The following is a 23,123-nucleotide window of genomic DNA, read 5'->3' on the forward strand; positions in this document are numbered from 1 at the left end:
CGATTTTCAGACCTGAGGGAGAGGACCGGATGAGGAGACCATGGCGGCTCGGCGGTGTGGCCGGGGTACTGCTGCTCTCGGTCGGCCTGGTCGGCGCCGTGCCCGGCGGGGCCGCCGCGGGCCGGGACCGGGCGGGCACGCTGAGCACGGCGAGCGCGCCGTCGGCGGCGCTCGGCTCGCCGATCGACTACACCGTCTACCTGCCGTACGGCTACGCCGACCGGCGCAACGCCACCGTCCGGTATCCGGTGCTCTACCTGCTGCACGGGCGTGGCGACACGATGTCGGCGTGGACCCGGGTGAAGGCCGACCTGGACCGGGTGATCGCCGACGGCGAGCTGCCGCCGGTCATCGCGGTACTCCCGGACGCGCCGTGGAGCGGCCGGGGAAGCTGGTACGTCGACTCCGGCTACACCGGGGCGGACGACCCGGGCCGGCCGGTCGAGACGGCGCTCACCCGCGACCTGATCTCCTATGTGGACGCCACCTACCGCACCTCGGCACACCGGGGAGCCCGGCTGGTCGGCGGCTATTCGATGGGCGGCGCCGGTGCGCTGCGGTACGCCCTGGCCCACCAGGACCTCTTCGCGAACGCCCTGGTGCTCAGCCCGGCGGTCTACCGCCCGCTGCCGCCGTCGGACTCGTCGGCCCGGGAGTACGGGGCCTTCGGCGCGGGCGAGGAACGGTTCTCCGCCGACGTCTACCGCCGGCTGAACTATCCGGCCCTGTTGCCGACCCTTGACCCGGAGCTGCCGGTGCGGATGTTCGTCGCGGTCGGCGACGACGAGTGGGCCAACCCCGATCCGGTCGACGCCGCGCACGACCTCGACTACGAGGCCGCCACGCTCTACAACACCGTGCGCCGCTCCGAGGCGGTCGCCGCGCAGTTCCGGGTCGTCGACGGCGGCCACGACTGGGACGTCTGGCGGCCCTCCTTCGTCGACGGTCTTCGGCAGCTCGCGCCGACACTCAATGCCACCCCGCCGGCCGGGCTGCCCGGTCCGCCGCTCGGCTCCGCCGGCACCGACTGGGCCGGCGGCATCGCGGCGGCGCCGGACGGCGGCGCCACCATCGGGTACGCCGCCTCCGGCCCGGTCGGCGGCCAGCCGTACGCGGGCGGGCTCGACGCGGTCGTCACCCGGCTCGGGCCGGACCGTCGTACACCACGGTGGACGACGCAGTTCGGCACTCCCGCGAACGAGCGGCTCTACGGCGTCGTACCGGTCGCCGAGGGTGAAGTGCTCGCCGCCGGCTACACCCGGGGCGACCTCGACGGGGCGCATCCGGGCAGCCCGGCCGACGACGGGTTCGTGGCCAAGCTGACCGGCACCGGCGAGCGGGCCTGGCTGACCCAGCTCGGCGACCCGACCAAGGCGGACCGGTTCTACGCGGTCGCACCCGCCCCGGACGGCGGCGCGTACGTCGCCGGCTACACCAGCGGTGCCTACGGTGGCACCAGCGCCGGGGACAAGGACGCGATCCTGGTCCGGCTCGGCCCGGACGGGCGGGTGGGCTGGAGCCGACAGTTCGGAGGTCCCGGCGAGGACAAGGCGTACGCGGTCGCGGCCGACGCCTCCGGCGTCTACCTCGCCGGCAGCACCTCGGCCGGGATGCCCGGCAGCCCGCACCTGGGCGGCACGGACGGCTGGCTGGCCCGGTTCACCCCGGACGGTGCCCGGCAGTGGACGGACGCCGAGGGCGGCACCGGCGACGACCTGCTGACCGGGCTCGCCGTCACCACCACCGGCACCGTGGTCGCCACCGGCGGCACCGGCGGGGAGGCCACCGTCGGCGGCACCGACGTGCTGACCGTGGCGTACGACGGAACCGGCCGGCAGCGGTGGCGGACCGTCAGCGGCGGGGCCGGCGACGACGCCGGTGCCGAGGTGCTGGCGCTGCCCGGCGGCGAGGTCGCGGTGGTCGGATTCACCGGCAGCGCCCTGGGCGTACCGGCCGGTGCGGCCGACGTGCTCACCCTGCGGCTCGACCGGCGCGGCAAGCAGGTGCTGGCGGCGCAGTACGGCACCGCCCGGGACGACGCGGTGGACGCCTTCGGCGAGGAGAACGTCTACGCCACCCGGGCCGGGGACGGAAAACTGCTGGTCAGCGGCTTGACCGTCGGCACTCCGGCCGGCGGTGCCGCCCTCGGCAGCGGCGACGTCTTCGTGGCGTCGGTCGACCCGACCGGAGGACTGCCGTGACGACGGGCGACTCTGCTCCGGCCGTGCCGGCGCAGGGCTCTGGTCCGGCTGTGCCGGCGGAGAGCTCTGGTCCGGCCGCGCTGGCCGGGGTGAAGGTGGTGGAGTTGGCGACGCTCTTCGCCGGCCCGCTCGCCACCGCATTCCTCGGCGACTTCGGGGCCGAGGTGGTCAAGGTGGAGCATCCGGCCAAGCCGGACCCGTCCCGGGGGCACGGTCCGGCGAAGGACGGGATCGGGCTCTGGTGGAAGGTGCTGGGCCGCAACAAGCGGACCGTCACCGCCAATCTCTCCGACCCGGCCGGTGCCGAGGTGCTGCGCCGACTGGTCGCCGACGCCGACGTACTGGTGGAGAACTTCCGCCCCGGCACGCTGGAGCGCTGGGGGATCGGCCCGGCCGAGCTGCACGAGGTCAACCCCCGGCTGGTGATCGCCCGGATCAGCGGCTTCGGCCAGTCCGGCCCGTACGCCCGGCGGCCCGGGTTCGGCACCCTCGCCGAGGCGATGAGCGGATTCGCCGCCGCGACCGGTGAACCGGACGGCCCGCCGACACTGCCGCCGTTCGGGCTGGCCGACTCGGTGACCGCGCTGGCCTGTGCCTACGCGGTGATGCTGGCACTGCGGGCCCGGGACGTCACCGGCACCGGGCAGGTGGTCGACCTGGCGATCATCGAGCCGATCATGGCGATGCTCGGCCCGCAGATCACCTGGTACGACCAGCTCGGCTACGTACAGCCCCGGCTCGGCAACCGGTCGAACAACAACGCGCCCCGGAACACGTACCGGTGTGCGGACGGGCGCTGGGTGGCGGTCTCGACCAGTGCGCAGAGCATCGCCGAACGGGTGCTGCGGCTGGTCGGCCGCCCCGAGCTGGTCGACGAGCCGTGGTTTGCCACCGGCAGCGGCCGGGCCGCGCACGCAGACGTGCTCGACGGCGCCGTCGGGGCCTGGGTGGCGGCCCGGGACTCCGACCAGGTGGTGGCCGCCTTCGAGGAGGCGCAGGCGGCGGTCGCGCCGATCTACGACGTACGCGACATCCTGGCCGACCCGCAGTACACGGCGCTCGGCACCGCAGTCTCGGTGCCGGATTCCGACCTCGGGCCGGTGCGGATGCAGAACGTGCCGTTCCGGATGTCGGGGACGCCGGGGCGGATCCGGCACACCGGCCGGGCGCATGGCCAGGACACCGACGAGGTGCTGGCCGGGCTCGGCCTCACCGCCGAGGAGATCGCGCAGTTGCGGGCGGCGGGAGCGATCTGATGCTGCTCACCCTGCTCTACGTGCCGGGCGACCGGCCGGACCGGTTCGGCAAGGCGGTCGACTCCGGCGCCGACGCGGTGATCGTGGACCTGGAGGACGCGGTGGTGGCGGCCCGCAAGGCGTACGCCCGGGACGCCGCCGCCGAGTTCGTCGCCGCCCCCCGTCGGGTGCCGGTCTTCGTCCGGGTGAACGAGCTGACCGGGCCGGACCTGCCCGCCGACCTCGACGCCCTGGCCGGTGCGCCGGGGCTGGCCGGGCTGCGATTGCCCAAAGTGGAGTCCCCGGAGGCGGTCCGGGCGGTCGGTGCGCGGGTGTCGGTGCCGCTGCATCCGCTGGTCGAGTCGGCGGTCGGGGTGGAGCGGGCGTACGAGATCGCCGGCGCGGACCCGGCGGTCGCCTCGATCGGGCTCGGCGAGGCGGACCTGCGCTCCGATCTCGGGGTGACCGCCGAGGAGGGGCTTTCCTGGGTACGCGGCCGGATCGTCGTCGCCGCCCGCGCCGCCGGCCTGCCCCCGCCGCTGCTGCCGGTCTACCCCAACGTCACCGACCTGTCCGGGCTGGCCGAGTCGTGCGCGGCCGGGCGCCGGATGGGCTTCCTCGGCCGGACCGCGATCCATCCCCGGCAGCTACCGGTGATCGTGGAGGCGTTCCGGCCCTCGGCCGAGGAGGTGTCCCGGGCCCGGGAACTACTGGACGCGGTGGCCGAGGCGCAGACCCGGGACTCCGGCACGGTGGTGCTGCCGGACGGCCGGTTCGCCGACCGGGCGATGGTGGCGGCGGCCCGCCGTACCGTCGAACTCGCCGAGCGGTACCTCTGCGGGAGCTGACCTCGGTGCCGCCGGCCGGCTCACCCGGGCGGCGCCGGCGGCACCGCCTCCTCGTCGAGCAGCCCGAGATCGACCCTGGTGATCGTCGTGGTGACCAGGAGTTCGGTGATCAGATTGTGGTTGAGGGTGTTGCCGACCGGCGGCGGGACCTCCTTCTCGATCAGCCCCGGGACCGTACGGCTGAGCCGGGTGCGGACCTTGGCGACGATGTGGGCCGCCCGCCGCCAGCTCCACTCCTCGGCCGGCTGCAACGCGCCCAGTTCGGCGGCGACCTGAGCCCAGGTCAGCGGCTGCGGCTGTGGTTCGTGCCGCAGGTACCGCTGGCTGAGGCAGGCCAGCACCAGCCTCTCGACCGGGCTCAGCTCCCATCGCTCGCGGTCCCGCGTCTCGGCTTCGTGCCCGTCCGTCGCGCCCGACCGCGAGGTCGACGCGGCGACCCGGACCTCCAGCAGGTGATCCTGGCGCGGGCCGACGATGAACAGCGGCGTGTAGCCGAGCGGCAGCTCGGCCCGGTCGCCGCCGAGCACCAGGCACGAGCCTGGCAACCGGATCGGCAGCCGGCCGATGTTGTTCAGCACCCAGCGCGAGTGCTCCCGGGTGATGATTCCGTGCCGCCGGCTGACGTGCGGGTCACCGGCGCCGACGCAGACGTGCACCTGCGGCTCGTTGCGCCCGAAGACCAGTGGAAAACCGGCGTCGGGGGCGACGCTCATCCCGCCGTTGACCCCGAGCACGAACAGGGTCTCCGGCCGGGCCGGCGGTAGGCCGCGAGCCAGGCTGCCGGTCTCCCTCGACAGCAGGCTGACCTTGCCGGACGACCTGGGAAAGGACATCGTCACCGCTCGTCTCCTTCCGCTGCACACCCAGGACGCCACGGTAGGCGACCGGGTTCGGGAGGGGTCCCGGATCAGACGACGCCGTGGCCGGAGCCGTCGGTCTCCTTGCCGGTGGTGGAGCCGTTGCCGTTGTAGCGCTCGACGCCGTCCAGCAGGACCACGCAGCTTAGGTTGCCGGTGGTGATGCGGTAGTCGATCCGCCAGGTGGTCTGGTTCTCCGCCATTGATATCTCGACGGTCCGCCGGTACGGCAGCGGCACGTTGCGTACCGTCACCGCCTCGCCGTTGACCGTGATGGTCAGGGACTTCAGCGTGGTCCTGCCGAAGACGTAGAACTCCAGCGTACGGGTCTGGCGCACCGCGACGGTGCTGGCCGGGGGCGGTGCGGGCGGGGTGCTGGACCGCGGTGGCGTCGTCTCCGGCCCGGGCTCGTCCGGCAGCAGCGCCAGCAGCCCGGCGGCGGCGCCGGCCACCGCGAGCACCCCACCGGAGAGCAGCAGGGCCCGTCGGTCCACCCGACGCACCGGCCCCGGCCGATCGGTCTCGCCGCCGACGCCCGGCGCTGCCGCCTGCGGTGATCGGGGATGTGCGCGGGCCACGTCGGACGGTCCGCGTCCGAGCGGCTGCGGTTCGCCGGTTTCGATCCTGACCGTCGGCCCTGTCGGCCCTGTCGGCCCTGTCGGCCCCGGGGTCAGCGGGGGCAGCGGGAGCGGCGGGTTTTCCGCCTCGCTGGCATGGAGGTCGATCTCGGCCGTTACGGCCGGCGGCAGCCCGGCGGCACCGGCCGGCCGCTCCCGGATGGCCGAGGCCAGTCGACCGGTCAGCTCGGGCAGGCTGGGCCGGGCGGCGGGATCGGGACGCAGACAGCCGGCGATCAGCGTCCGCAGTTCGTCGTCGGCGAGCCCGGCGAGCCCGTTCTCGGACGGCGGGGCGCCGGTGCTGGCGTACGCGATCGTCGCGCCGAACGAGAAGACGTCGCTCGCCGGACCGACCGGCGTACCGGCCAGTTGCTCCGGGGAGAGGAATCCCCACGAGCCGGCCCGGGCGCCGTCCGGCGCCGTCGAGCCGGGTCCGGTTGCCGTGGCGATCCCGAAGTCGATCACCCGTGGGCCGTCGGCGGTCAGCAGTACGTTCGCCGGCTTCAGGTCGAGGTGCACGATGCCGGCGGCGTGGATCGAGGTGAGCGCCTCCGCGATGCCGGCCGCCAGCGACCAGACCGCGTCGGGGGGCAGCGGGCCGAGCTGGCGTACCGCGTCCCGGAGCGACACCGCCGGCAGGAACTGTGTCGCCATCCAGGGGCGCGGGGCGTCCGGAGCCGCGTCCAGGACCCCGGGGCTGTACCGTCCACCCGCCGCCCTGGCAGCGGCGACCTCGCCCCGGAAGCGCGCCCGGTACGCCGGGTCGACGGCGAACTCGGCGTGCATCACCTTGACCGCCACCGCCCGGCCGCCGACCGAGCGTCCGAAGTAGACGAGCGCCATGCCGCCCGCGCCTATCCTCGCGAGGATGCGGTACTGCCCGATCACTCGCGGATCGTGCTGCTCAAGCGGCCGCACCGGCGACTCCCGTCGGCGGGACCAGCGCTTCCACGTACCCCTCTCGGGTGCCGACGAACACCAGCCCGCCCATACCCACCAGCCCGCTGTTGGACAGCACCGGCGGCCGGACAATGCTCGCCTCGTACGTCCAGCGCAGCCGACCGTCGGCCGCGTCCAGCGCGTACAGCGTCCCGTCGGTGCTCGCCGCGTAGAGCGTGTCACCGGAGAGCCGCACCGCGCTGTCGGCATCCAGGCTCCGGGACCAGCGCGGCTCACCGGTGGCGGCCGTCAGCGCGAAGACCTCGCCGCGACCCCCGGTGGCATAGAGCGTGCCGCCGCCCAGTTGGGGTGGTGAACTGCCGCCGAACGTCGCGATCCGCCAGGCGATCGCCCCGGTGTCGGCGCGTACCGCGTGCAGGGCGCGGTTGCGGTCGACGGCGAAGACCAGTCCCTCGCCGACCAGCAGGTAGAACGCGTAGTCCATCGGGCACCGCCACCGGGTCCGCCCGGTCTTGGCGTTCAAGGCGATCAGTTCGGTGTCGCTTGCCGCGATGACGACTCCGTCGCCTGCGGCGAGGTTGTGGATCTCACCGATCCGCGCCGCCCAACGCTCCCGACCGTCCCGTACCCCCAGCGCCCTGACCGGATCCAGACCGCAACACAGCACCGATCCGGCGACCACCGGCCAGAGCGGAAACTCGCCAAACCGCACCCGGTACCTCCACCGGGTCGTGCCGGAGACCGGGTCGACGGAGGTCAGTCGAGGGTTGCTGCTCTGTGCAACCAGCACCAGGCCGCCGGCGACCGTGCCGGTCAGCGTCGCGGGATGCTTCCAGCGGGTCCGGCCGGTCCGCGCGTTCAGCGCGTACAACTCCTGCTCCTGGGTTTTCGCCAGCACCACGCCACCGGCGGCGAACAACTCCGGGTAGTAGGCGCTCACCTTCGCCCTCCACCTGGGTACCGCCGTCGGTGGGGCGGCGGTCGGGGCCGGCGGGGCGCTCGACGGGGCGGGCGTACCGGTCGGGGCGGCGCGATCCGAACTCCGCCCTCGGAACAGGAACCCGGCGCCGCTGGCGACGGCGAGCGCGCCGACGGCACCGCCGAGCAGGTACCGGCGGTCCAGCCGTCGATTGCCGGCAGGGGTGCCGTGCTTCGCCGGCTCCGCCGTCCCGACGGCCGGCCAGCCGCCCTCGGCACCGGGGACCGGGACCGCCGTACCCGGGACCGGGACCGCCGCACCCGGAACTGCGTTGCCAGGCTCCCGTGTGCCGTGGCCCGGATCCAGTGTGTTGGCACCCGGGGCCCGGGTGTTCGCGTCGGGCGCCCACGTGTGCCCGGTCGGGTCCCGGGTCTTCTCGGCCGGGCCCGATGGGTTCCCGGTCGGGCCCGGTCGGCTCTCGCTCGGTGCCGAGGTGCTTCCGCCTGGTGCGAGGGGGTCTTCCCCCGGGGGTGCCGGCATCGCCGTCGGGATCGGCGTCGAGGCCGTGGCCCGGGCCGCCGACGACCGGAGCAGGTGGCGGGCCTGGGCGGTGCGCCGGTCGATCTCCTCGGCGAGCGACGCGGGCAACCATCCGGTACCCGCCACCGCCCTCGCCATCGCGCCGAGCCGGTCCAACAACTGCGCCGCCGACGGCCGTTGCCCGGGTACCACCCGCAGGCAGGTCGTGATCAGGTCCAACAGCCAGGGATCCGGGATGCCGTCCAGATCCGCCTGGGCCGTCTGTACCCGGTACAGGGTGGTCAGGGTCGCGTCGGATCCGAACGGTTCCCGACCGGTCGCCGCGTACGCCAGCACCGCGCCGAGCGAGAAGATGTCGCTCGGCGGCTCGGTCACGCCGCCGGAGACCTGCTCCGGTGACATGAACCCCGGGGTGCCGATGATGGAGCCGACCTGGGTGATCGCGGTGGCGTCCTCGGGTCGGGCGATGCCGAAGTCGATCACCCGTGGGCCGTCGGCGGTCAGCATGACGTTGCCGGGCTTCAGGTCGCGGTGGGTCAGGCCGACCCGGTGGATGCCGGCGAGCGCCTCGGCCAGGCCGGCGGCCAGCAGGCGTACCGCTGCCGGCGGCAGGTGTCCCTCGGCCCGGACCGCCTCCCGGAGCGAGAGGCCCGGCAGGTAGGCGGTGACCAGCCACGGCGCGGCGGCCTCCGGGTCGGCGTCCAGTACTGACGCCGTGAACGCACCGGTCACCGTGCGGGCGGCGGCCACCTCGCGCCGGAACCGGGCCCGGAACTCGAAGTCGCTGTGGAACCGTTCCCGGACGACCTTGACCGCGACCGCTCGGCCACCGGGTGAGTGTCCGAGGTAGACCACGCCCATCCCGCCCCCGCCCAGCCGGGCCGCCAGACGGTACGGGCCGACACGGTCCGGGTCGGACGGCAGTAGCGGCTTCAACCTCTGCCCTCCCGGTGCCGTGACGCGGTGCGGTGCGGCCGTCGACACGATCACGGAAGGTCGTCATATCGACCGGGCCACCTAACGTCCGACTGTAGTCAGTCCGCCCCGACCATCGGCAGCCCGTCCGGCGCACCCGTCCCCGGCAGGCGGGTACGGGCCCGGCCGCGACGGCCGGGCCCGATCGGGCGGCACAAAAGCGCCGTCCGCCCCCCTTTTTTTGGTACGGCCTTGTCCGTCCTAACCCGACACCAGACGCAGTACGCCGGCACCGTCGGAGGTCCAGCCGGCCAACTGCACCAACAACGCTCCGCGTTCCCGTGCCGGTCGCTCCGGTACGCCGTCGGCGCCGCAGGTGACCACGCCTCCGCCGCCGCCGAGATAGAACTTCATCACGCCGCAGCTCTTCAACGTGCCGGATCCGCCGGCACCGGTCGGCATTGTCAGCTTGAAGTCGAGCTGGACGTCCCGCTTCACCTTGGTCACCGAGAAGGTGCCGCCGTCCACCCTGATCCGGACCGGTTTGGTCACGGCCACCTCGCAGGTGCCGTCCGCGCAGGCCGCGTAGCGCCGGCCGTCGGCGGCGGCGCGGACCCGGATCGGAGCTGGGGTGGTGGCGTCGGGAGCGGGGGTGGGGGTCGGCGAGGCGGTGGCGACGGCGGATGCGGCGGTACTGGACGGGCTACTGGTCGGGTTTTCCGCTACGTCGCTGTCGCGCCGTGCGCCGCAACCGGCCGAGAGCAGTACGGCGAGCAGCGCGCATCCGGTCTGCCACGAGATCCTGCGGGCCACGCCGGTGGCGGCGGTAGAGACAGTCATCATCGGCTCCTGATGCTGGGCTCGGATGTCCACCCGTTTCTAACCCGGACTCCCGGGGACCCCTCCCGAGCCGAGCCGCGTGCCCGCGAGGCCCGGCGACTTTGTCCACCTCGATGAGCGGCGCTCTGACGAGTGAACCATTTTCAACCTGAACCGCGCGGCGCTCACACACCGCGTCCGACCTAGCGGTCGTGCTCCGACGGACCGCAAGGGAGGTTGAAAAAGGGTTCAGTGGTAGTTGCTCTTGCATGCGCTGTAACGAATCCATAGAGCCTCGTGTGCACCCCATCAGCGCCGGCAACGGGCCGGAGATGCGATCTCTGCGACGACCGGTAGCCGGTACGGGACAAGGAGCCGGGTCTGTGATCGTTGTTAACGAGCTTCCCGTGCCACCCGTTCTGGTCGAAGTAGTCAATAATGGGCACTGGTCCCCTCCGGCTGACAAGCGGCTGATGTCCGGGGTTTTTGGCGAGGACCCGGACTATCCCGCGTTCTACAGCTTGAAAGCCATGGTGGAGCGGACCGAAAGCCTGTTCAATCTCGACCTTGATATTTTGATCTGGTATCTGGGGGACGTCGATGGCGTTGACCGACCTGGAGTCATATCCGCGGACCGCACCGTGCTCATCGGTGATCTGGGTCTGGAGCGCCCCTTCGCGCTCGACTACTCGGAATCGATTTCAAACCCCGGCGTGATATTTTTCGCCGAGAATGGACGGTGGCGGCAGGTTGCGCCTGATATCGCTTCGCTGCTCGCCGGCGCGTCCCAAATACATGCCCCTGGATCGGCGGTGGTCTGCGGTGACAGAGGAGGGATCGCTGATTTCGCACGCACTGATGCTCCGCAATTTCACGATCTGTCGTTCTGGTGCCGAACTAATGATCGGCGACGGCTTCGGTTGGAGTCCAGACGGCCCAGGCTCCTGTAGTCGATGTCGCGAGGTGGCAGCCTCGGCGGATCAGAGGTGGCCATCCGGCAGCCGAGGACGGCCCTGACTGATAGTCGTTTGGAGTGGAGTCGGGCAGTGGACCAGCAGCGCGGCGTCGATTTTCGACCGGCTTCGAGGAAACGTCCCAGTCGCCAGGTGAAGCTGCCGGCACGAGGCCGGCGCGAGCCGTGTTCAGCCCTGGGTTCGGGTCAGCGGTCGCCGCTGTGCTGTTCGATGGCGCGCTGGATCGCCCGGTAGATCTGCCCGAACCGCAGCGCGTCCGAACTGCGTAGCAGCATGACCTCCTCACCCCCGTACTGCACCCACAGCTCCTGCACCTTCGCGCCGCGCTCGTACGACCGGTCGAGCCAGTACAGCGGCACCTCCAGGAACGGGAAGAGCGCGAGCGCGCCGACGACACAGACCGCCAGGACGATCGCGGCGAGCCTCCACTCGCCCCGGTCCTGGGCCGAGTACGCCAGCGACAGCACGCAGACCATCACCACCAGCGGCGGGATCGACAGCAGGAAGATGAGTACACCCCGCCCGGCGAGCCGCCCCCGGGTCCGGGCCGTACCCCGGCCTCTGGCGTGCCAGAGGTACGACACCTCGGCGATCGGCACGCTGCGCCCGTTGACGTGGATGGTCTCGGAGGTTACCCGTACCGTGTCGTCCCGGTAATAGAGCGTCACCGTTCCAGCAAAGCGCGACCGCCGACGCCCGGCTACTCCCGGACCCGGTCGGATTCGGGTCAGCCCGAGGGCTGGACATGACCACCCGCGAGCCTCAGCCCTTGTTGGCGCCGAGGGTCAGCCCGGCGACGAACTGCCGTTGCAGCACGAAGAAGACGATCAGTGTCGGCAGCGCGACCAGGATCGACCCGGCCGCCAGCAGGTTGTAGTCGGTGAAGTAGACCGACCGCAGGTTGTTCAGGGCACTGGTCACCGGCAGCTTGTCGCCGGTGGACATCAGCACGACCGCCCAGAGGAAGTCGTTGTAGATCCAGGCGAATTCCAGGGTGCCGAGCGCGCCGAGCGCCGGCCGGACCAGCGGCAGCACCACCTGCCAGTACTGCCGCCACACCCCGGCACCGTCCACCGTGGCCGCCTCGATCAGCTCGCGCGGGATGGTGTCCATGTAGTTGCTCAGCACGAAGACGCAGAACCCGGTCTGGAACGCGACGTGGATCGCGATGATCCCCCAGTACGAGTCGTAGACCAGCTCCGACGGCCAGCTCATCCACCACGGCAGCGGGAGCTTGGTGTACGTCAGGTAGAGCGGGGTCAGCACCACCTGCTGCGGCAGCAGGTTGCCTGCGGTGAAGAGGATCAGTAGTAGCCGACCGCCGGGCAGTCGGCGCCGCGAGATCAGGAACGCCACGAACGAGGCGAAGAAGAGCGTCAACACCACCGCTGGTACGGCCACCAGCAGGGTGTTCAGGAAGTGCCGGGGCAGGTTGCCGCCCTGCCACGCCTGCACGTAGTAGTCGAAGTTCAGCGTCTTCGGCAGCGAGAAGTAGCCCTCGGCGGCGGTCTCCGCGTACGGCCGCAGCGAGGCGTAGAGCGGCAGCAGCAGCGGTACGAGCCAGCCGAGCGCCATCGCCCAGAGGAAGACCCGGACCACCACCCGCCACGGGCTCACCGGCCGCTTCCGGCGCGGGCCGCCGGCTAACGCCGGCCGACGCCCAGCGGTAACCCGCTCCTCGACCCCGACCCCGCTGGCGCTGCCCACGCCGCCGATCCCGCCCACCCCGCTGCTCATGCCTCGTCCTCCCGCCGGAAGACCTGCACCAGGTAGGCCGCGATGAAGCCGGTAGAGATCAGCAGCAGGATCACCGCGATCGCCGAGCCGTACCCGATCCGGCTGGCCTCCCCGACGATGTTGTCGGTGACCAGCACCGAGAGCAGTTCCAGACCATTGCGCCCTCGGTTGATCGCGTAGACGACGTCGAACGCCCGCAGCGCCTCGATGACGGTGATCACCAGCACGATCACGTTGACCGGGCGCAGCGTCGGGAGGACCACCCGGAAGAAGGTCTGCGCCTCGTTCGCCCCGTCGATCGCCGCCGCCTCCTTCAGAGCCGGGTCGACGGCCTTCAGCCCGGCCAGGTAGAGCAGCATGACGTACCCGACGTGCCGCCAGCCGACCAGCAGCAGTACCGACCAGAGGTTGATCGACGGGTCGCCGAGCCAGTCGACCGGGTTGTCGGTCCGGCCCAGGAGCGCGTTCGCCGCCCCGTAGTCGCGGGAGAAGATGAGCTGGGCGAGGAAGCCGACCACCGCCAGCGAGAGCACCACCGGCAGGTAGAAGGCGGTCTGGTAGAAGCGGGTGAACCGCATCTCCCGGTCCAGCAGCACCGCCAGGAACAGCCCGAACGGGGTGGCGACCAGGCCGAGGAAGGCGAGCCAGAGCAGGTTGTGCCGGACCGCCGGCCAGAACGGCGGATAGTTGCTGACGATGTTGACGTAGTTGTCCAGCCCGACCGGCCGGATCTCGCCCAGCCCGTCCCACGAGGTGAACGACAGCCCGATCGAGGCGAGCGCCGGCCCCCAGATCAGCGCCAGGTCGAGCAGCAGCGGCAGGCCGAGCAGCAGCCCGATCACCGCGATGTCGCGCGGGGTGAACCGGCCGATTCGGCGCCGTCGTCGCCGGGCCGGTGACCGGGGTACGTCCCCCGCCCGCCCAGCCTCGACCGGCGGTGCCGTCGGGATCGGGGTCACCGGCACCGCCCTCAGGAGGCGAAGATGGTCTTCTTCTGCGACTCGATCCGCCTACACAGCCCGTCGACGTCGTCCGGCTTGTTCAGGAAGCTCTGCAACGAGGGGATCATCACCGTGGAGGCGAAGTCCGGCCGGGTGTCCCGGTCGAGGAACTGGGAGATCTGCTTCGCCCCGCCGACCAGCTCGACCGCCTTCTTCTGCAGGTCGCTGTAGCCGCTGGTGTCGGCGCCGTTGTGCGTGGCGACGTTGTTCGGGTCGCTGCGCAGGTACGCGTTCTGCGCCTTGGCGCTGGCCAGATAGCGGAGCAGCTCCTTCGCCCCGTCGACGTTCTTCACCTTGCTGGAGATCATGAAGCCGTCGATCGGCGCCTCGACCGCGTCCTGCCCGTGCGCCTCGACGATCTGCGGGAACGGGAAGAAGTCCATGTCGGCCGCGACCTCGCCCTGGAACTGTTGGCCGACGAACATGCCGAGCAGGTACATCCCGGTCTGCTTCTGGCCCAGCGACTGCGCCGCCTCCTGCCAGGTCCGTCCGTTCGCCCCCGGCTGGCAGTACGGCAGCAGCTCCCGCCAGAGCGTGAAGACCTGCTTGACTCGGCTGTCCTCCCAGGACTCCTTGCCGGCCATCAGGTTGACGTGGAAGTCGTACCCGTTGCTGCGCATGTTGATGTAGTCGAAGGTGCCCATCGCGGGCCAGCCGTCCTTGTCGGCCATGGCGATCGGGATCAGCCCGTCCGAGCGCATTCTCGCGGCCAGCGCCTTGAGATCGTCCCAGGTCTTCGGGACCTGGTAGCCCTTCTCCCGGAACACGCTCTTCCGATAGAACATCGCCCACGGGTAGTAGTAGAACGGCACGAAGTACTGCTTGCCGTCGGTGCCGGTGGACGCCTGTTTCATCGCGGCGGAGAAGTCCCCACCGATCGACTGCCAGATGTCGGAGATGTCGGTGGCCAGCCCCTGGGCGGCGAAATACTGCATCCGGAACCCGGAGAACCAGCTGAAGACGTCGTCCGGGGTCGCCTGGAGATAGCGGGTGATGTTCTCCTGGAAGGTGTTGTGGTCGACCGTGTTGATTTTCACGTCGAGCCCGGAGCCGGCGAGCACCTCGGCGAGCGCCTTCTTCGGCACCTCGTCGGAGTAGTTGGAGCCAAGGGTCACCGTCCCGCCGCCGCTGCCGCCCTCGGTCGGCTTCTCACAGGCCGCCAGCCCCGCCGGCAGGGTCAGCGCGCCGGCCGCGTACGCGGCACCGCCGAGCAGACGACGTCGGCTCAGTGGACTCGACGCGGCGTGGGAGGTCGGGGACGGGCTGGACGGAAAAGTCGCCATCGTGTCTCCTCGCGCCGCTGCGGGACGGATCGACACCGCCGCGCAGCAGCCGATCCGCGCACGAAACCTGCTGGCAACAGTAGGAGGGTAGGCGGAAGAGGGTCAAGAACTTAGATCAATGGATGCCGGATCGACCGGGGCGCGGCCCACGATCGCAACCGGTGAGTCGTCGTCGCCCGCTGGCGACGGCCTATGCGCCGAGGACGTCGTCGACGGTGGTGGCGTTGACGGCGCGGCGGAGCCAGGTGTCGAGCTGGGCCAGGTCGGTGCAGGCGAGGATCCGCTCTCGGGCCTCGGCGGGTATGGTCACGCCTCGCCCGTCGAGCACGGTCAGGATCGCCCGGGCCTCGCCCCGGGCCTCACCCCGGGCCTCGCCCTGCTCCTCGTGTTTGGCGGCGAGTTCCCGGAACAACTCGCTGTGGTACTCGTACCTCGCAGTGGTGGTCATGAAAGCCTCCCAACGAGTCCGGGCCGCCGCCGGCAGCCCGGCCAGTACAACGTCATATTACAAGATCGCGGTCTTCGGATTGACTGAGCGAAGCGCTGCCATCAGCGCCGGGAAGGTGGCTTCCACCCGGGCGTCGTGGCCGTGGCAGATGGCCGAGAGCACGGCCAGTGCCGGGTTGGTCCGGGCCAGGTCCACGTCCACGACCAGCGGGACATCGCTGGGTGTGAAGATCAACGGCCGCAGTGCCAGGCTCAATCCGTCGAACTCGAAGATGCCGCGGTAGCGGCGGGCGGTCCGCAGGTCGGGGCAGTAGACCAGCAGCGCGGCGTCGACGTCCAACTCGGCTTCGAGCTGGGCCACGTAGAGCTTCCAGGTGCGTCGCTTCGTGGAGTCCCAGCCGCGCTGGATCTCCAGTACGACCGCGAGCAGCGGCTGGTCGCTCGGGTCGCAGAAGAGCAGCATGCCGTCCGCGTGGTAGGTGCGTGGGACCAGCACCCGTACGTCCGTGGCGTGCGGACGGGCGTGGTGGTAGTCGGGAACCTTCACGTCGAACACGTGCCTCAGCAACCAGGCCACCAGGCTCGGGTCGAGCTTGGCCAGGGCAACCGGGGACTCGTGCTCCGCACTCGGCATGGCCGGTACGTTAGGAGAGGGGTACGACACCCGGCGTGATGGTGCGGGTGTCGCGGCGCTTCCGCCGGTCAGCGGTTGCGGCTGGGAGTGACGGTTGCGAACTGCTCGACGGCCCGCTCCAGGGCCCGGTAGACCTGGCCGAACCGCAGCGCGTCGCCGGTGCTGAGTAGCCGGACCGGCACCCCGCGCCACTGCGCCCAGATCTCCAGCCGGTGCGCGCCCCGGGCGTAGCTGCGGTCGACGTGCTCCAGCAGATAGTCGGCGACCGGTGCGGCGGCGAGCCCGACGAGTATGGAGGCGCCGACGACCGCGATGGTGGCGGTGAGCGAGGTGTGCAGGCGTACCGCGATCAGGATGCCGACGACGGCGGCGATCAGCGGGCCGGCGAGCCCGGCCAGCAACGCGCCCCGGCCGGCCAGGGTGCCCCAGGAGCGGGCGCCCCGGACGTGCCAGACCCGGGCGACCTCGGCCAGCGGATAGGCCCGACCGTCGACCCGGATCGCCTCGGAGGTGATCCGTATCGTGCGGTCGTCGTAGTACGTGGTCATCGCCGTTCCGCTCGGGTGAGTCCGACGTGCTCAGGGTATCTGGAAACGGTACCCCGCAGGGGCCATGGTGAATCCCCACCGATCTGCCGGGGCTGGCAGAACGCCCGTTAGGGTGAGCCTCGCGACTTCGACGTGGAGGTGGGTTGTGGGCGACTTCGTCCGGGTGGAGACCAACGAGGGCATCGGCACGATCCGGCTGGACCGGCCGCCGATGAACGCGCTGAACACCGGAGTGCAGGAGGAGTTGCGCGCCGCCGCCACCGCGGTCTCCGCCGACCCGGACGTCCGCGCGGTCATCGTGTACGGCGGGGAGAAGGTCTTCGCGGCCGGCGCGGACATCAAGGAGATGGCCGACATGTCGTACGTCGACATGGCCGAGCGGGCCGCCGACCTCTCCAGTGCGCTCGGCGCGCTCGCCCGGATCCCGAAGCCGGTGGTCGCGGCGATCACCGGGTACGCCCTCGGCGGCGGCTGCGAACTGGCGCTGGCCTGTGACTGGCGGGTGGTCGCCGAGGACGCGAAGCTCGGCCAGCCGGAGATCAAGCTCGGCATCATCCCCGGCGCGGGCGGCACCCAGCGGCTGGCCCGGCTGGTCGGCCCGGCCCGGGCCAAGGATCTGATCATGTCCGGCCGGATGGTCGACGCCGCCGAGGCGCTCCGGATCGGCCTCGCCGACCGGGTGGTCCCGGCCGAGTCGGTGTACGCCGAGGCGGTGGCGCTGGTCCGGCCCTACCTGACCGGTCCGGCCCAGGCGCTGCGGGCGGCGAAGCTGGCCGTGGACGGCGGGCTGGAGATGGATCTCGCCTCCGGGCTGGCCTGGGAGAGCCAGCTCTTCGCCGGGCTCTTCGCCACGGACGACCGCCGGGAGGGGATGGCCGCGTTCGTCGAGAAGCGCCGCCCCGACTTCACGGGTCGGTGAGCACCTTCCCGGGATAGGTGAGTGTCGTTCACGTTATTTCCGACCGGCCGGTAACCTCGCAGGAACCCCGGCGGACGAGCGGCAGGCACGGCGGACGACAGGAGCGGCGATGACGGAACGGATCGAAGGACACGGCGGCGACCTGGCCCTGGCGGCCCTGCGGGCGTACGGCGTGCGGGAGATGTTCACCCTCTCCGGTGGCCACGTCTTCCCGCTGTACGACGCGGCGCACCGTACCGACTTTCCGATCTACGACGTCCGGCACGAGCAGTCTGCCGTCTTCGCCGCCGAGGCGGTGGCCAAGTTGCAGCGCCGGCCGGGGCTGGCCGTACTCACCGCCGGTCCCGGGGTCACCAACGGGATCTCCGGGCTGACCAGCGCCTTCTTCAACGCCTCCCCGGTGCTGGTGCTCGGCGGTCGCGCCCCGGCCTTCCGCTGGGGTTCGGGCAGCCTCCAGGAGATCGACCACGTCCCGCTGGTCGCACCGGTGACCAAGCACGCGGGCACGGTCTGGTCCACCGACGACGTACCGGGTGCGGTCGCCGAGGCGCTCAGCACGGCGCTGACCCCGCACCGGGGGCCGGTCTTCCTGGACCTGCCGCTGGAGGTGATCTTCTCCACCGGTGACGTGGAGCCGCCGGCCGGACCGGCGGTCGCGCCCGTCGAGCCGGACCCGGACGAGGTGGCGAAGGCCGTCCGGCTGATCGCCGCAGCCGAGCGCCCGGTGATCATCGCCGGCTCCGACGTCTACGCCGGGGACGCCGTCGAGGCGCTGCGGGCCGCCGCCGAGGCGCTCCGGGTACCGGTCTTCACCAACGGGATGGGTCGCGGGGCTCTGCCGCCCGGCCACCCGCTCGGCTTCGCCAAGGCCCGCCGGGCGGCGCTCGGCGGCGCAGACCTGGTCGTGGTGGTCGGCACCCCGCTCGACTTCCGGCTCGGCTTCGGCGACTTCGGCGACGCCCAAGTGGTGCACGTGGTGGACGCGCCGAGTCAGCGGGCCCAGCACGTCGAGCCGGCCGTCAGCCCGGCGGGCGACCTGCGGCTGATCCTGACCGCCTTCGCCGAGTATTCCGGTGAGCGGGCCGACCACGAGTCGTGGCTCGACGGTCTGCGTACCGCCGAGGAGGCGGCCCGGGCCAAGGACGCGGCGGCGATGGCGGCCGAGACCGACCCGATCAAGCCGGCCCGGGTCTACGGCGAACTGCGCCGGGTGCTCGCCCCGGACGCGGTCACCATCGGCGACGGCGGCGACTTCGTCTCGTACGCCGGGCGCTACCTGGAGCCGGCCCAGCCCGGTACCTGGCTCGACCCGGGCCCGTACGGCTGCCTCGGCACCGGCATGGGCTACGCGATGGGTGCCCGGGTGAGCTACCCGGACCGGCAGATCTGCGTGCTGATGGGCGACGGCGCGGCCGGATTCTCGCTGATGGACGTCGAGTCGCTGGTCCGGCAGAAGCTGCCGGTGGTGATCGTGGTCGGCAACAACGGCATCTGGGGCCTGGAGAAGCACCCGATGCGCGGCATGTACGGCTACGACGTCGCCGCCGACCTCCAGCCCGAGCTGCGCTACGACCAGGTGGTGAGCGCGCTCGGCGGTGCCGGCGAGACGGTGGCGAAGGCGGCCGACCTGGGACCGGCGCTGGAGCGGGCGTTCGACGCTCAGGTGCCGTACCTGGTCAACGTGTTGACCGACCCGGCCGACGCCTACCCGCGCTCGTCCAACCTCGCCTGATCCGTCCACCCGCGCTCGGCGAGACCCGCTCGGCGCGGTGGTCAGCGGTACCGGTCGGCGGAGTCGGTCCACCATTCGGCCGGGCCGATCGGCGGTGGCCGGAATCCGGGCTCGTCCGCCGCGTCGACCTGGTCGGTCCAGTCGGGCCGCGGGCCCGGTTCGAGCTGGTCCGCCGGTTCGAGCTGGTCCGCCGGTTCGAGCTGGTCCGCCGGTTCGAGCCGGGATGCAGGATCGAGCCGGTGATCCGGGTCGAGCGGGTCGGCCGGGCCGGCGATGCCGGGTTCGGCGACCACGGTCAGGTCGGTGACCCGTAGCGGCGGCTCCCCACCCGCGCCGGCCGACGCCCCGGTCCGCCACGCCCGGTTCGCCGCCCGGGCGCCCGAACCGGCCCGGTCCGGGTCGCGGGCCGCGAGCAGCGGCAGCAGCAGTACCCCGAGCACGAACGGGGCAGCCATGTAGCGGGCGGCCTGGGCGTTGTTGACGGCCAGTACCGAGAGCTGGTTGCCGAGGCTCAGCGTGGCCAGCGCCAGCAGTGCCCGGTCCCGCCGGCGCCAGGCCAGCAACCCGACCGTCAGGTACGCCAGGTAGGCCCAGGTCGCGCCGCGCCACAGCAGCCACTCGGGCCGGCCGACCCGGCTGGCGAGCACGTCCGCCACGTCGCTGACCTGCTCGGCCAGCGGCTGGCTGTACGCGACGGCCAGCACCTCCGCCCGCTGGAACCTCGGATCCCGCTCCAGATAGGTCGGCAGCGCCCAGGCGGTCGGGTTGGCCCGCAACCCGCCCGCCGGAGTGGGCCGCCAGGCGATCGAACTCCGGCAGATCCGGGCGGCCAGCACCGTCTCCGGCGACCGGCGTACCAGCCGCCACCAGGCCGACAGCAGGTCCTGGTGGTGTGCCGCCGCGGCCTTGCGGTCGAAGTCGGGGTGGTAGACGGTCGAGTCGACGGTGTAGCAGTCCGCCGACTGCCGCCAGTGCGACAGGGGCGCCACCTTGGTCAGCATGGCCAGGTCGGCGGCGGGGAAGTCGGCCGGCCGCTCGGCGTACCCGATCGCGAGGTCGGCGAGGAACGCCTCGTAGGCCACGATGGACTCGCTGTCCCGTACCCCGAGGGCGGGCAGCAGGGTCCAGTTGGTCAGCAGCGCGACCGTGGCGGCCACCACCCCGGCGAGCAGGATCCGCAGCGCCGTTCCGCGCAGCAGCAGGGCCAGCAGCACGGTGACGATCGCCGCCACCACGAAGCCGTTCTGCCGGAACAGGCAGCTCAGGGTCAGCTCGGCGGCGAGGGCGCCGAGTAGTTTCCAGGGCATCCGCCGGGTGTTTCCGGCCGGACCTCCGCCCTTCCGCGGCGCCGGTGCGGTGTGCCGGACGACCGTACCGGCGGTCCACCGGCTCGGCCAGCCACCATCGGGACCAGGACCGTGCGCCCGGTCCTGCGCACCGGTAACCGCCGGTCGGCGTGCCGCGAGCATCCGGGCGACCGTGCCGAGCAGGAAGACGTGGCAGACGACGAACGGCACGTCCTTCCAGACGCAGACCGTGAAGGTGCCGACCGGAGGCAGCGCCACGATCACCACCGCCGCGGTGGTCCAGGCCCAGGCCGGTCCGCCGATCCGGCGCAGGCCGGTGACCGCGTACGCCAGGCCGGCCGCCAGCGCGGTGGTCTGCATCAGGGTCAGCCACCCGATTCCGCCGGTGAGCCGCACGGAGAGCCAGACCAGTCCGGTGTAGCTGACCGGGTGGTGGGTGTTCCAGTTGCCGGTGGTGGCCTGCCAGACGTGGTCGAGCGAGTCCGGGCTGAAGAGTCCGGGATAGCGGGCGGCCCACCAGAACAGCAGTACCGCCTGGGTCAGCCCGAAGGTCAGCCCGCCGAGCCTCGCCGACGAACCCCCGAGCCACCCCGGCCGGTGGGGCCGGCGGTCGTCGGATTCCGCCGACCCGTCCGCCGGCCATGCCGGCCCGGTCACCACCCCGTGTGCCATGCCTGTCGTCCTTCGCCCCGGGCGCGGCCGCGCCGACCTGCGGTGCGAGGGGTGGTGGGCACCGATCTGGGCCATGCTACGGCCGCCGTCCGCCACGAGTCCCCGGAACGGCCGACTACGCACCGGCCGGGGCCGCCCGTGCGCGTCAGCCGGTTGTCAGCGCCGAGCAGCCGGTGTCAGCCCGGAGTCAGACCCGTTGGTCAGGATGGGGACACCGATGAAAGACCGACGGGAGACAGTTCATGAGTTACGCCATCCGGGCCGAGGGGTTGGTCAGACGCTTCGGCGAGACCACCGCGCTGGCCGGCGTGGATCTGGGAGTACGGGCCGGCACCGTCTTCGGCCTGCTCGGCCCGAACGGGGCCGGGAAGACCACCGCGGTACGGGTACTCGCCACCCTGCTCCGGCCGGACGCCGGCACCGCCACCGTGGGCGGGTACGACGTACTCCGCCAGGCGCACCAGGTGCGGCAGGTGATCGGCCTCACCGGCCAGTACGCCTCGGTCGACGAGACGCTGACCGGCACCGAGAACCTGCTGCTGATCGGCCGGCTGCTCGGGATGTCCCGGGGCGACGCCCGGTCCCGGGCCCGGCAACTGCTCGCCGAGTTCCACCTCTCCGACGCGGCGGACCGGGCGGCGAAGACATACTCCGGAGGAATGCGGCGGCGGTTGGACCTGGCGGCGAGCCTGGTCGGCCGGCCCCGGGTGCTCTTCCTGGACGAGCCGACCACCGGGCTGGACCCGCGCAGCCGTACCGAACTCTGGGGCATCGTCCGGGACCTCGTCGGTTCGGGGGTGACCGTGCTGCTCACCACCCAGTATTTGGAGGAGGCGGACCAGCTCGCCGACGAGATCGCGGTGATCGACCACGGCCGGGTGATCGCCCAGGGCACCTCGGAGGAGCTGAAGACGAAGGTCGGCGGGCAGGCGCTGGTGGTCCGCCCGGCCGACCCCGGTGACCTGGCCGTGGTGGTCGGCGTGCTGCGGGAGGTGGCCGGTGCCGAGCCGGAGCTGAACCAGCAGACCGCGACGGTGCCGGTCAGCGGCGGCGAGGTGCTGCCCGCGGTGGTACGCCGGCTCGACGACGCCGAGGTCACCATCGCCGAACTCGCGCTGCGGGGCGCGAGCCTGGACGAGGTCTTCCTGTCCCTCACCGGTCACCGGGCCGAGGACGGGACCGAACTGGCGGGGGTGCCGGCATGACGACGATCAGCGCACCCATGCCGGTACCCACCCGGCGGGTCGGCCCGCTGGTCGGGCTCCGGCACACCATGACCCTGGCCTGGCGGAGCCTGGTGCAGATCAAGCACAACCCGATGGAGCTGCTCGACCTCAGCATCCAGCCGCTGATGTTCGTGCTGCTCTTCACGTACGTCTTCGGCGGCGCGATCGCCGACAGCCCCACCGACTACCTGCGGTTCATGCTGCCCGGCATCATGGTGCAGAACGCGCTCTTCGCCACCATGACCACCGGGTTCGGGCTGAACACCGACCTGACCAAGGGAGTCTTCGACCGGCTCCGCTCGCTGCCGATCGCCCGCTGGGCGCCACTGGCCGGGCGGATCCTCGCCGACACGGTCAAGCAGGCGTGGTCGATCGCGCTGCTGCTCGGCATCGGCGTGCTGCTCGGCTTCCGGATCGGTACCGGCCCGCTCGGCCTACTCGGCGCGTTCGCGCTGTTGCTCGCCTTCTCGCTGGCCGCCGCCTGGATCTCGGTGCTGGTCGGTGTGCTGGTGAGCGATCCGGAGAAGGTGCAGATCTTCGGCATGATGGTGATCTTCCCGCTGACCTTCACCAGCAACGTGTTTGTGCCGACCGAGAGCATGCCCGGCTGGCTCCAGGCATGGGTGAAGGTCAACCCGGTCTCCACGCTGGCCGACGCGCTGCGCGGGCTGCTGGTCTCCGGACCGGAGTCGGGGCCGATCGTGACCTCGCTGCTCTGGGTGCTCGGCATCGCGGTGGTCTTCGCCCCGCTGGCCGTCCGGGCGGTGATGCGGCGGGTGTGAGCCGGTCCGA

The 23,123-nt window shown here is 71.9% G+C and carries 20 protein-coding genes; 8 read left to right on the plus strand and 12 right to left on the minus strand.

The genetic code is table 11. From position 1 onward, the window contains the following. The first annotated feature begins 29 nt into the window (after nt 1-29). The 3 genes from R6Y94_RS34950 to R6Y94_RS34960 are packed head-to-tail and all read left to right on the plus strand — an operon-like array spanning nt 30 to nt 4,284. Nucleotides 30-2,201 (plus strand): alpha/beta hydrolase-fold protein, encoded by a 2,172-nt coding sequence (locus R6Y94_RS34950; protein WP_318400684.1) that lies wholly within the window; start codon nt 30-32, stop codon nt 2,199-2,201. Between the two features lie 50 nt (nt 2,202-2,251). Further along, the gene (locus tag R6Y94_RS34955; RefSeq protein WP_318400686.1) at nt 2,252-3,457 is read left to right on the plus strand and encodes a CoA transferase; all 1,206 of its coding nucleotides are present in this window, start codon (nt 2,252-2,254) and stop codon (nt 3,455-3,457) included. Further along, nucleotides 3,457-4,284: a CoA ester lyase gene (locus R6Y94_RS34960; protein WP_318400687.1), complete on the plus strand. Its 828-nt coding sequence runs from the start codon at nt 3,457-3,459 to the stop codon at nt 4,282-4,284. Before R6Y94_RS34955 ends, R6Y94_RS34960 begins: the two co-directional genes overlap by 1 nt. 20 nt (nt 4,285-4,304) lie before the next feature. Here R6Y94_RS34960 and R6Y94_RS34965 read toward each other — a convergent pair whose 3' ends face one another. The 4 genes from R6Y94_RS34965 to R6Y94_RS34980 form a co-directional block, all read right to left on the minus strand. Next, on the minus strand, nt 4,305-5,123 hold the full coding sequence (locus R6Y94_RS34965) for a hypothetical protein (protein WP_318400689.1): 819 nt from the start codon (nt 5,121-5,123) through the stop codon (nt 4,305-4,307). Between the two features lie 68 nt (nt 5,124-5,191). Continuing rightward, on the minus strand, nt 5,192-6,646 hold the full coding sequence (locus R6Y94_RS34970; RefSeq protein WP_318400690.1) for a serine/threonine-protein kinase: 1,455 nt from the start codon (nt 6,644-6,646) through the stop codon (nt 5,192-5,194). A 16-nt stretch (nt 6,647-6,662) separates the two neighbouring features. Further along, nucleotides 6,663-9,053: a protein kinase domain-containing protein gene (locus tag R6Y94_RS34975; protein WP_318400692.1), complete on the minus strand. Its 2,391-nt coding sequence runs from the start codon at nt 9,051-9,053 to the stop codon at nt 6,663-6,665. Between the two features lie 240 nt (nt 9,054-9,293). Beyond that, on the minus strand, nt 9,294-9,872 hold the full coding sequence (locus tag R6Y94_RS34980) for a hypothetical protein (RefSeq protein ID WP_318400694.1): 579 nt from the start codon (nt 9,870-9,872) through the stop codon (nt 9,294-9,296). Nucleotides 9,873-10,234: 362 nt separating this feature from the next. On the opposite strand from R6Y94_RS34980, the gene R6Y94_RS34985 reads away from it, so the two are divergent. Further along, the gene (locus R6Y94_RS34985) at nt 10,235-10,801 is read left to right on the plus strand and encodes a hypothetical protein (RefSeq protein WP_318400695.1); all 567 of its coding nucleotides are present in this window, start codon (nt 10,235-10,237) and stop codon (nt 10,799-10,801) included. Between the two features lie 209 nt (nt 10,802-11,010). Here R6Y94_RS34985 and R6Y94_RS34990 read toward each other — a convergent pair whose 3' ends face one another. From R6Y94_RS34990 to R6Y94_RS35020, 7 genes are all read right to left on the minus strand, one after another. Beyond that, the gene (locus R6Y94_RS34990; protein WP_318400697.1) at nt 11,011-11,493 is read right to left on the minus strand and encodes a DUF6232 family protein; all 483 of its coding nucleotides are present in this window, start codon (nt 11,491-11,493) and stop codon (nt 11,011-11,013) included. Nucleotides 11,494-11,587: 94 nt separating this feature from the next. Beyond that, on the minus strand, nt 11,588-12,562 hold the full coding sequence (locus R6Y94_RS34995; protein WP_318400699.1) for a carbohydrate ABC transporter permease: 975 nt from the start codon (nt 12,560-12,562) through the stop codon (nt 11,588-11,590). Then, entirely contained in the window at nt 12,559-13,521 is a 963-nt protein-coding gene (locus tag R6Y94_RS35000) for a sugar ABC transporter permease (RefSeq protein WP_318400701.1), read from the minus strand. Before R6Y94_RS35000 ends, R6Y94_RS34995 begins: the two co-directional genes overlap by 4 nt. Before the next feature lie 11 nt (nt 13,522-13,532). Further along, on the minus strand, nt 13,533-14,846 hold the full coding sequence (locus R6Y94_RS35005; RefSeq protein WP_318400702.1) for an ABC transporter substrate-binding protein: 1,314 nt from the start codon (nt 14,844-14,846) through the stop codon (nt 13,533-13,535). 190 nt (nt 14,847-15,036) lie between these two features. Continuing rightward, nucleotides 15,037-15,294 carry a hypothetical protein gene (locus R6Y94_RS35010; protein ID WP_318400704.1) on the minus strand — a complete coding sequence of 86 codons (258 nt, stop codon included), beginning with the start codon at nt 15,292-15,294 and terminating at the stop codon, nt 15,037-15,039. Between the two features lie 57 nt (nt 15,295-15,351). Continuing rightward, nucleotides 15,352-15,927, minus strand: coding sequence for a hypothetical protein (locus tag R6Y94_RS35015; RefSeq protein WP_318400706.1), 576 nt, complete (start codon nt 15,925-15,927; stop codon nt 15,352-15,354). Between the two features lie 68 nt (nt 15,928-15,995). Beyond that, the gene (locus R6Y94_RS35020) at nt 15,996-16,475 is read right to left on the minus strand and encodes a DUF6232 family protein (RefSeq protein ID WP_318400707.1); all 480 of its coding nucleotides are present in this window, start codon (nt 16,473-16,475) and stop codon (nt 15,996-15,998) included. Nucleotides 16,476-16,620: 145 nt separating this feature from the next. On the opposite strand from R6Y94_RS35020, the gene R6Y94_RS35025 reads away from it, so the two are divergent. Both R6Y94_RS35025 and R6Y94_RS35030 read left to right on the plus strand, forming a co-directional pair. Beyond that, a complete protein-coding gene (locus R6Y94_RS35025; RefSeq protein WP_318400709.1) occupies nt 16,621-17,394 on the plus strand; it encodes an enoyl-CoA hydratase-related protein in 774 nt (257 codons plus the stop codon). A gap of 109 nt (nt 17,395-17,503) precedes the next feature. Then, complete coding sequence (locus R6Y94_RS35030) at nt 17,504-19,126, plus strand: acetolactate synthase (protein ID WP_318400711.1); 1,623 nt, start codon at nt 17,504-17,506, stop codon at nt 19,124-19,126. Between the two features lie 41 nt (nt 19,127-19,167). Here the strand turns inward: R6Y94_RS35030 and R6Y94_RS35035 are convergent, their stop codons facing one another. Next, the gene (locus R6Y94_RS35035) at nt 19,168-21,105 is read right to left on the minus strand and encodes a DUF6020 family protein (RefSeq protein WP_318400713.1); all 1,938 of its coding nucleotides are present in this window, start codon (nt 21,103-21,105) and stop codon (nt 19,168-19,170) included. A gap of 242 nt (nt 21,106-21,347) precedes the next feature. Between R6Y94_RS35035 and R6Y94_RS35040 the strand changes: the two genes are divergently transcribed. Next, complete coding sequence (locus R6Y94_RS35040; protein WP_318400715.1) at nt 21,348-22,310, plus strand: ATP-binding cassette domain-containing protein; 963 nt, start codon at nt 21,348-21,350, stop codon at nt 22,308-22,310. After that, nucleotides 22,307-23,113 (plus strand): ABC transporter permease, encoded by an 807-nt coding sequence (locus tag R6Y94_RS35045; protein ID WP_318400716.1) that lies wholly within the window; start codon nt 22,307-22,309, stop codon nt 23,111-23,113. The genes R6Y94_RS35040 and R6Y94_RS35045 overlap by 4 nt, the downstream gene beginning before the upstream one ends. The last annotated feature ends 10 nt before the right edge of the window (nt 23,114-23,123 follow it).

Origin of the sequence: Plantactinospora sp. KLBMP9567, from assembly GCF_033446045.1 — a bacterium.
Lineage (GTDB): Bacteria > Actinomycetota > Actinomycetes > Mycobacteriales > Micromonosporaceae > Plantactinospora.

What these genes read in the sequence shown, in the direction of transcription:
- R6Y94_RS35045 (WP_318400716.1), top strand. Translation starts at nt 22,307, where the DNA reads ATGACGACGATCAGCGCACCCATGCCGGTACCCACCCGGCGGGTCGGC.
- R6Y94_RS35005 (WP_318400702.1), bottom strand. Translation starts at nt 14,846, where the DNA reads ATGGCGACTTTTCCGTCCAGCCCGTCCCCGACCTCCCACGCCGCGTCG.
- R6Y94_RS35015 (WP_318400706.1), bottom strand. Translation starts at nt 15,927, where the DNA reads ATGCCGAGTGCGGAGCACGAGTCCCCGGTTGCCCTGGCCAAGCTCGAC.
- R6Y94_RS35030 (WP_318400711.1), top strand. Translation starts at nt 17,504, where the DNA reads ATGACGGAACGGATCGAAGGACACGGCGGCGACCTGGCCCTGGCGGCC.
- R6Y94_RS35010 (WP_318400704.1), bottom strand. Translation starts at nt 15,294, where the DNA reads ATGACCACCACTGCGAGGTACGAGTACCACAGCGAGTTGTTCCGGGAA.
- R6Y94_RS34950 (WP_318400684.1), top strand. Translation starts at nt 30, where the DNA reads ATGAGGAGACCATGGCGGCTCGGCGGTGTGGCCGGGGTACTGCTGCTC.
- R6Y94_RS35035 (WP_318400713.1), bottom strand. Translation starts at nt 21,105, where the DNA reads ATGGCACACGGGGTGGTGACCGGGCCGGCATGGCCGGCGGACGGGTCG.
- R6Y94_RS35040 (WP_318400715.1), top strand. Translation starts at nt 21,348, where the DNA reads ATGAGTTACGCCATCCGGGCCGAGGGGTTGGTCAGACGCTTCGGCGAG.
- R6Y94_RS34995 (WP_318400699.1), bottom strand. Translation starts at nt 12,562, where the DNA reads ATGAGCAGCGGGGTGGGCGGGATCGGCGGCGTGGGCAGCGCCAGCGGG.
- R6Y94_RS35020 (WP_318400707.1), bottom strand. Translation starts at nt 16,475, where the DNA reads ATGACCACGTACTACGACGACCGCACGATACGGATCACCTCCGAGGCG.
- R6Y94_RS34960 (WP_318400687.1), top strand. Translation starts at nt 3,457, where the DNA reads ATGCTGCTCACCCTGCTCTACGTGCCGGGCGACCGGCCGGACCGGTTC.
- R6Y94_RS34980 (WP_318400694.1), bottom strand. Translation starts at nt 9,872, where the DNA reads ATGACTGTCTCTACCGCCGCCACCGGCGTGGCCCGCAGGATCTCGTGG.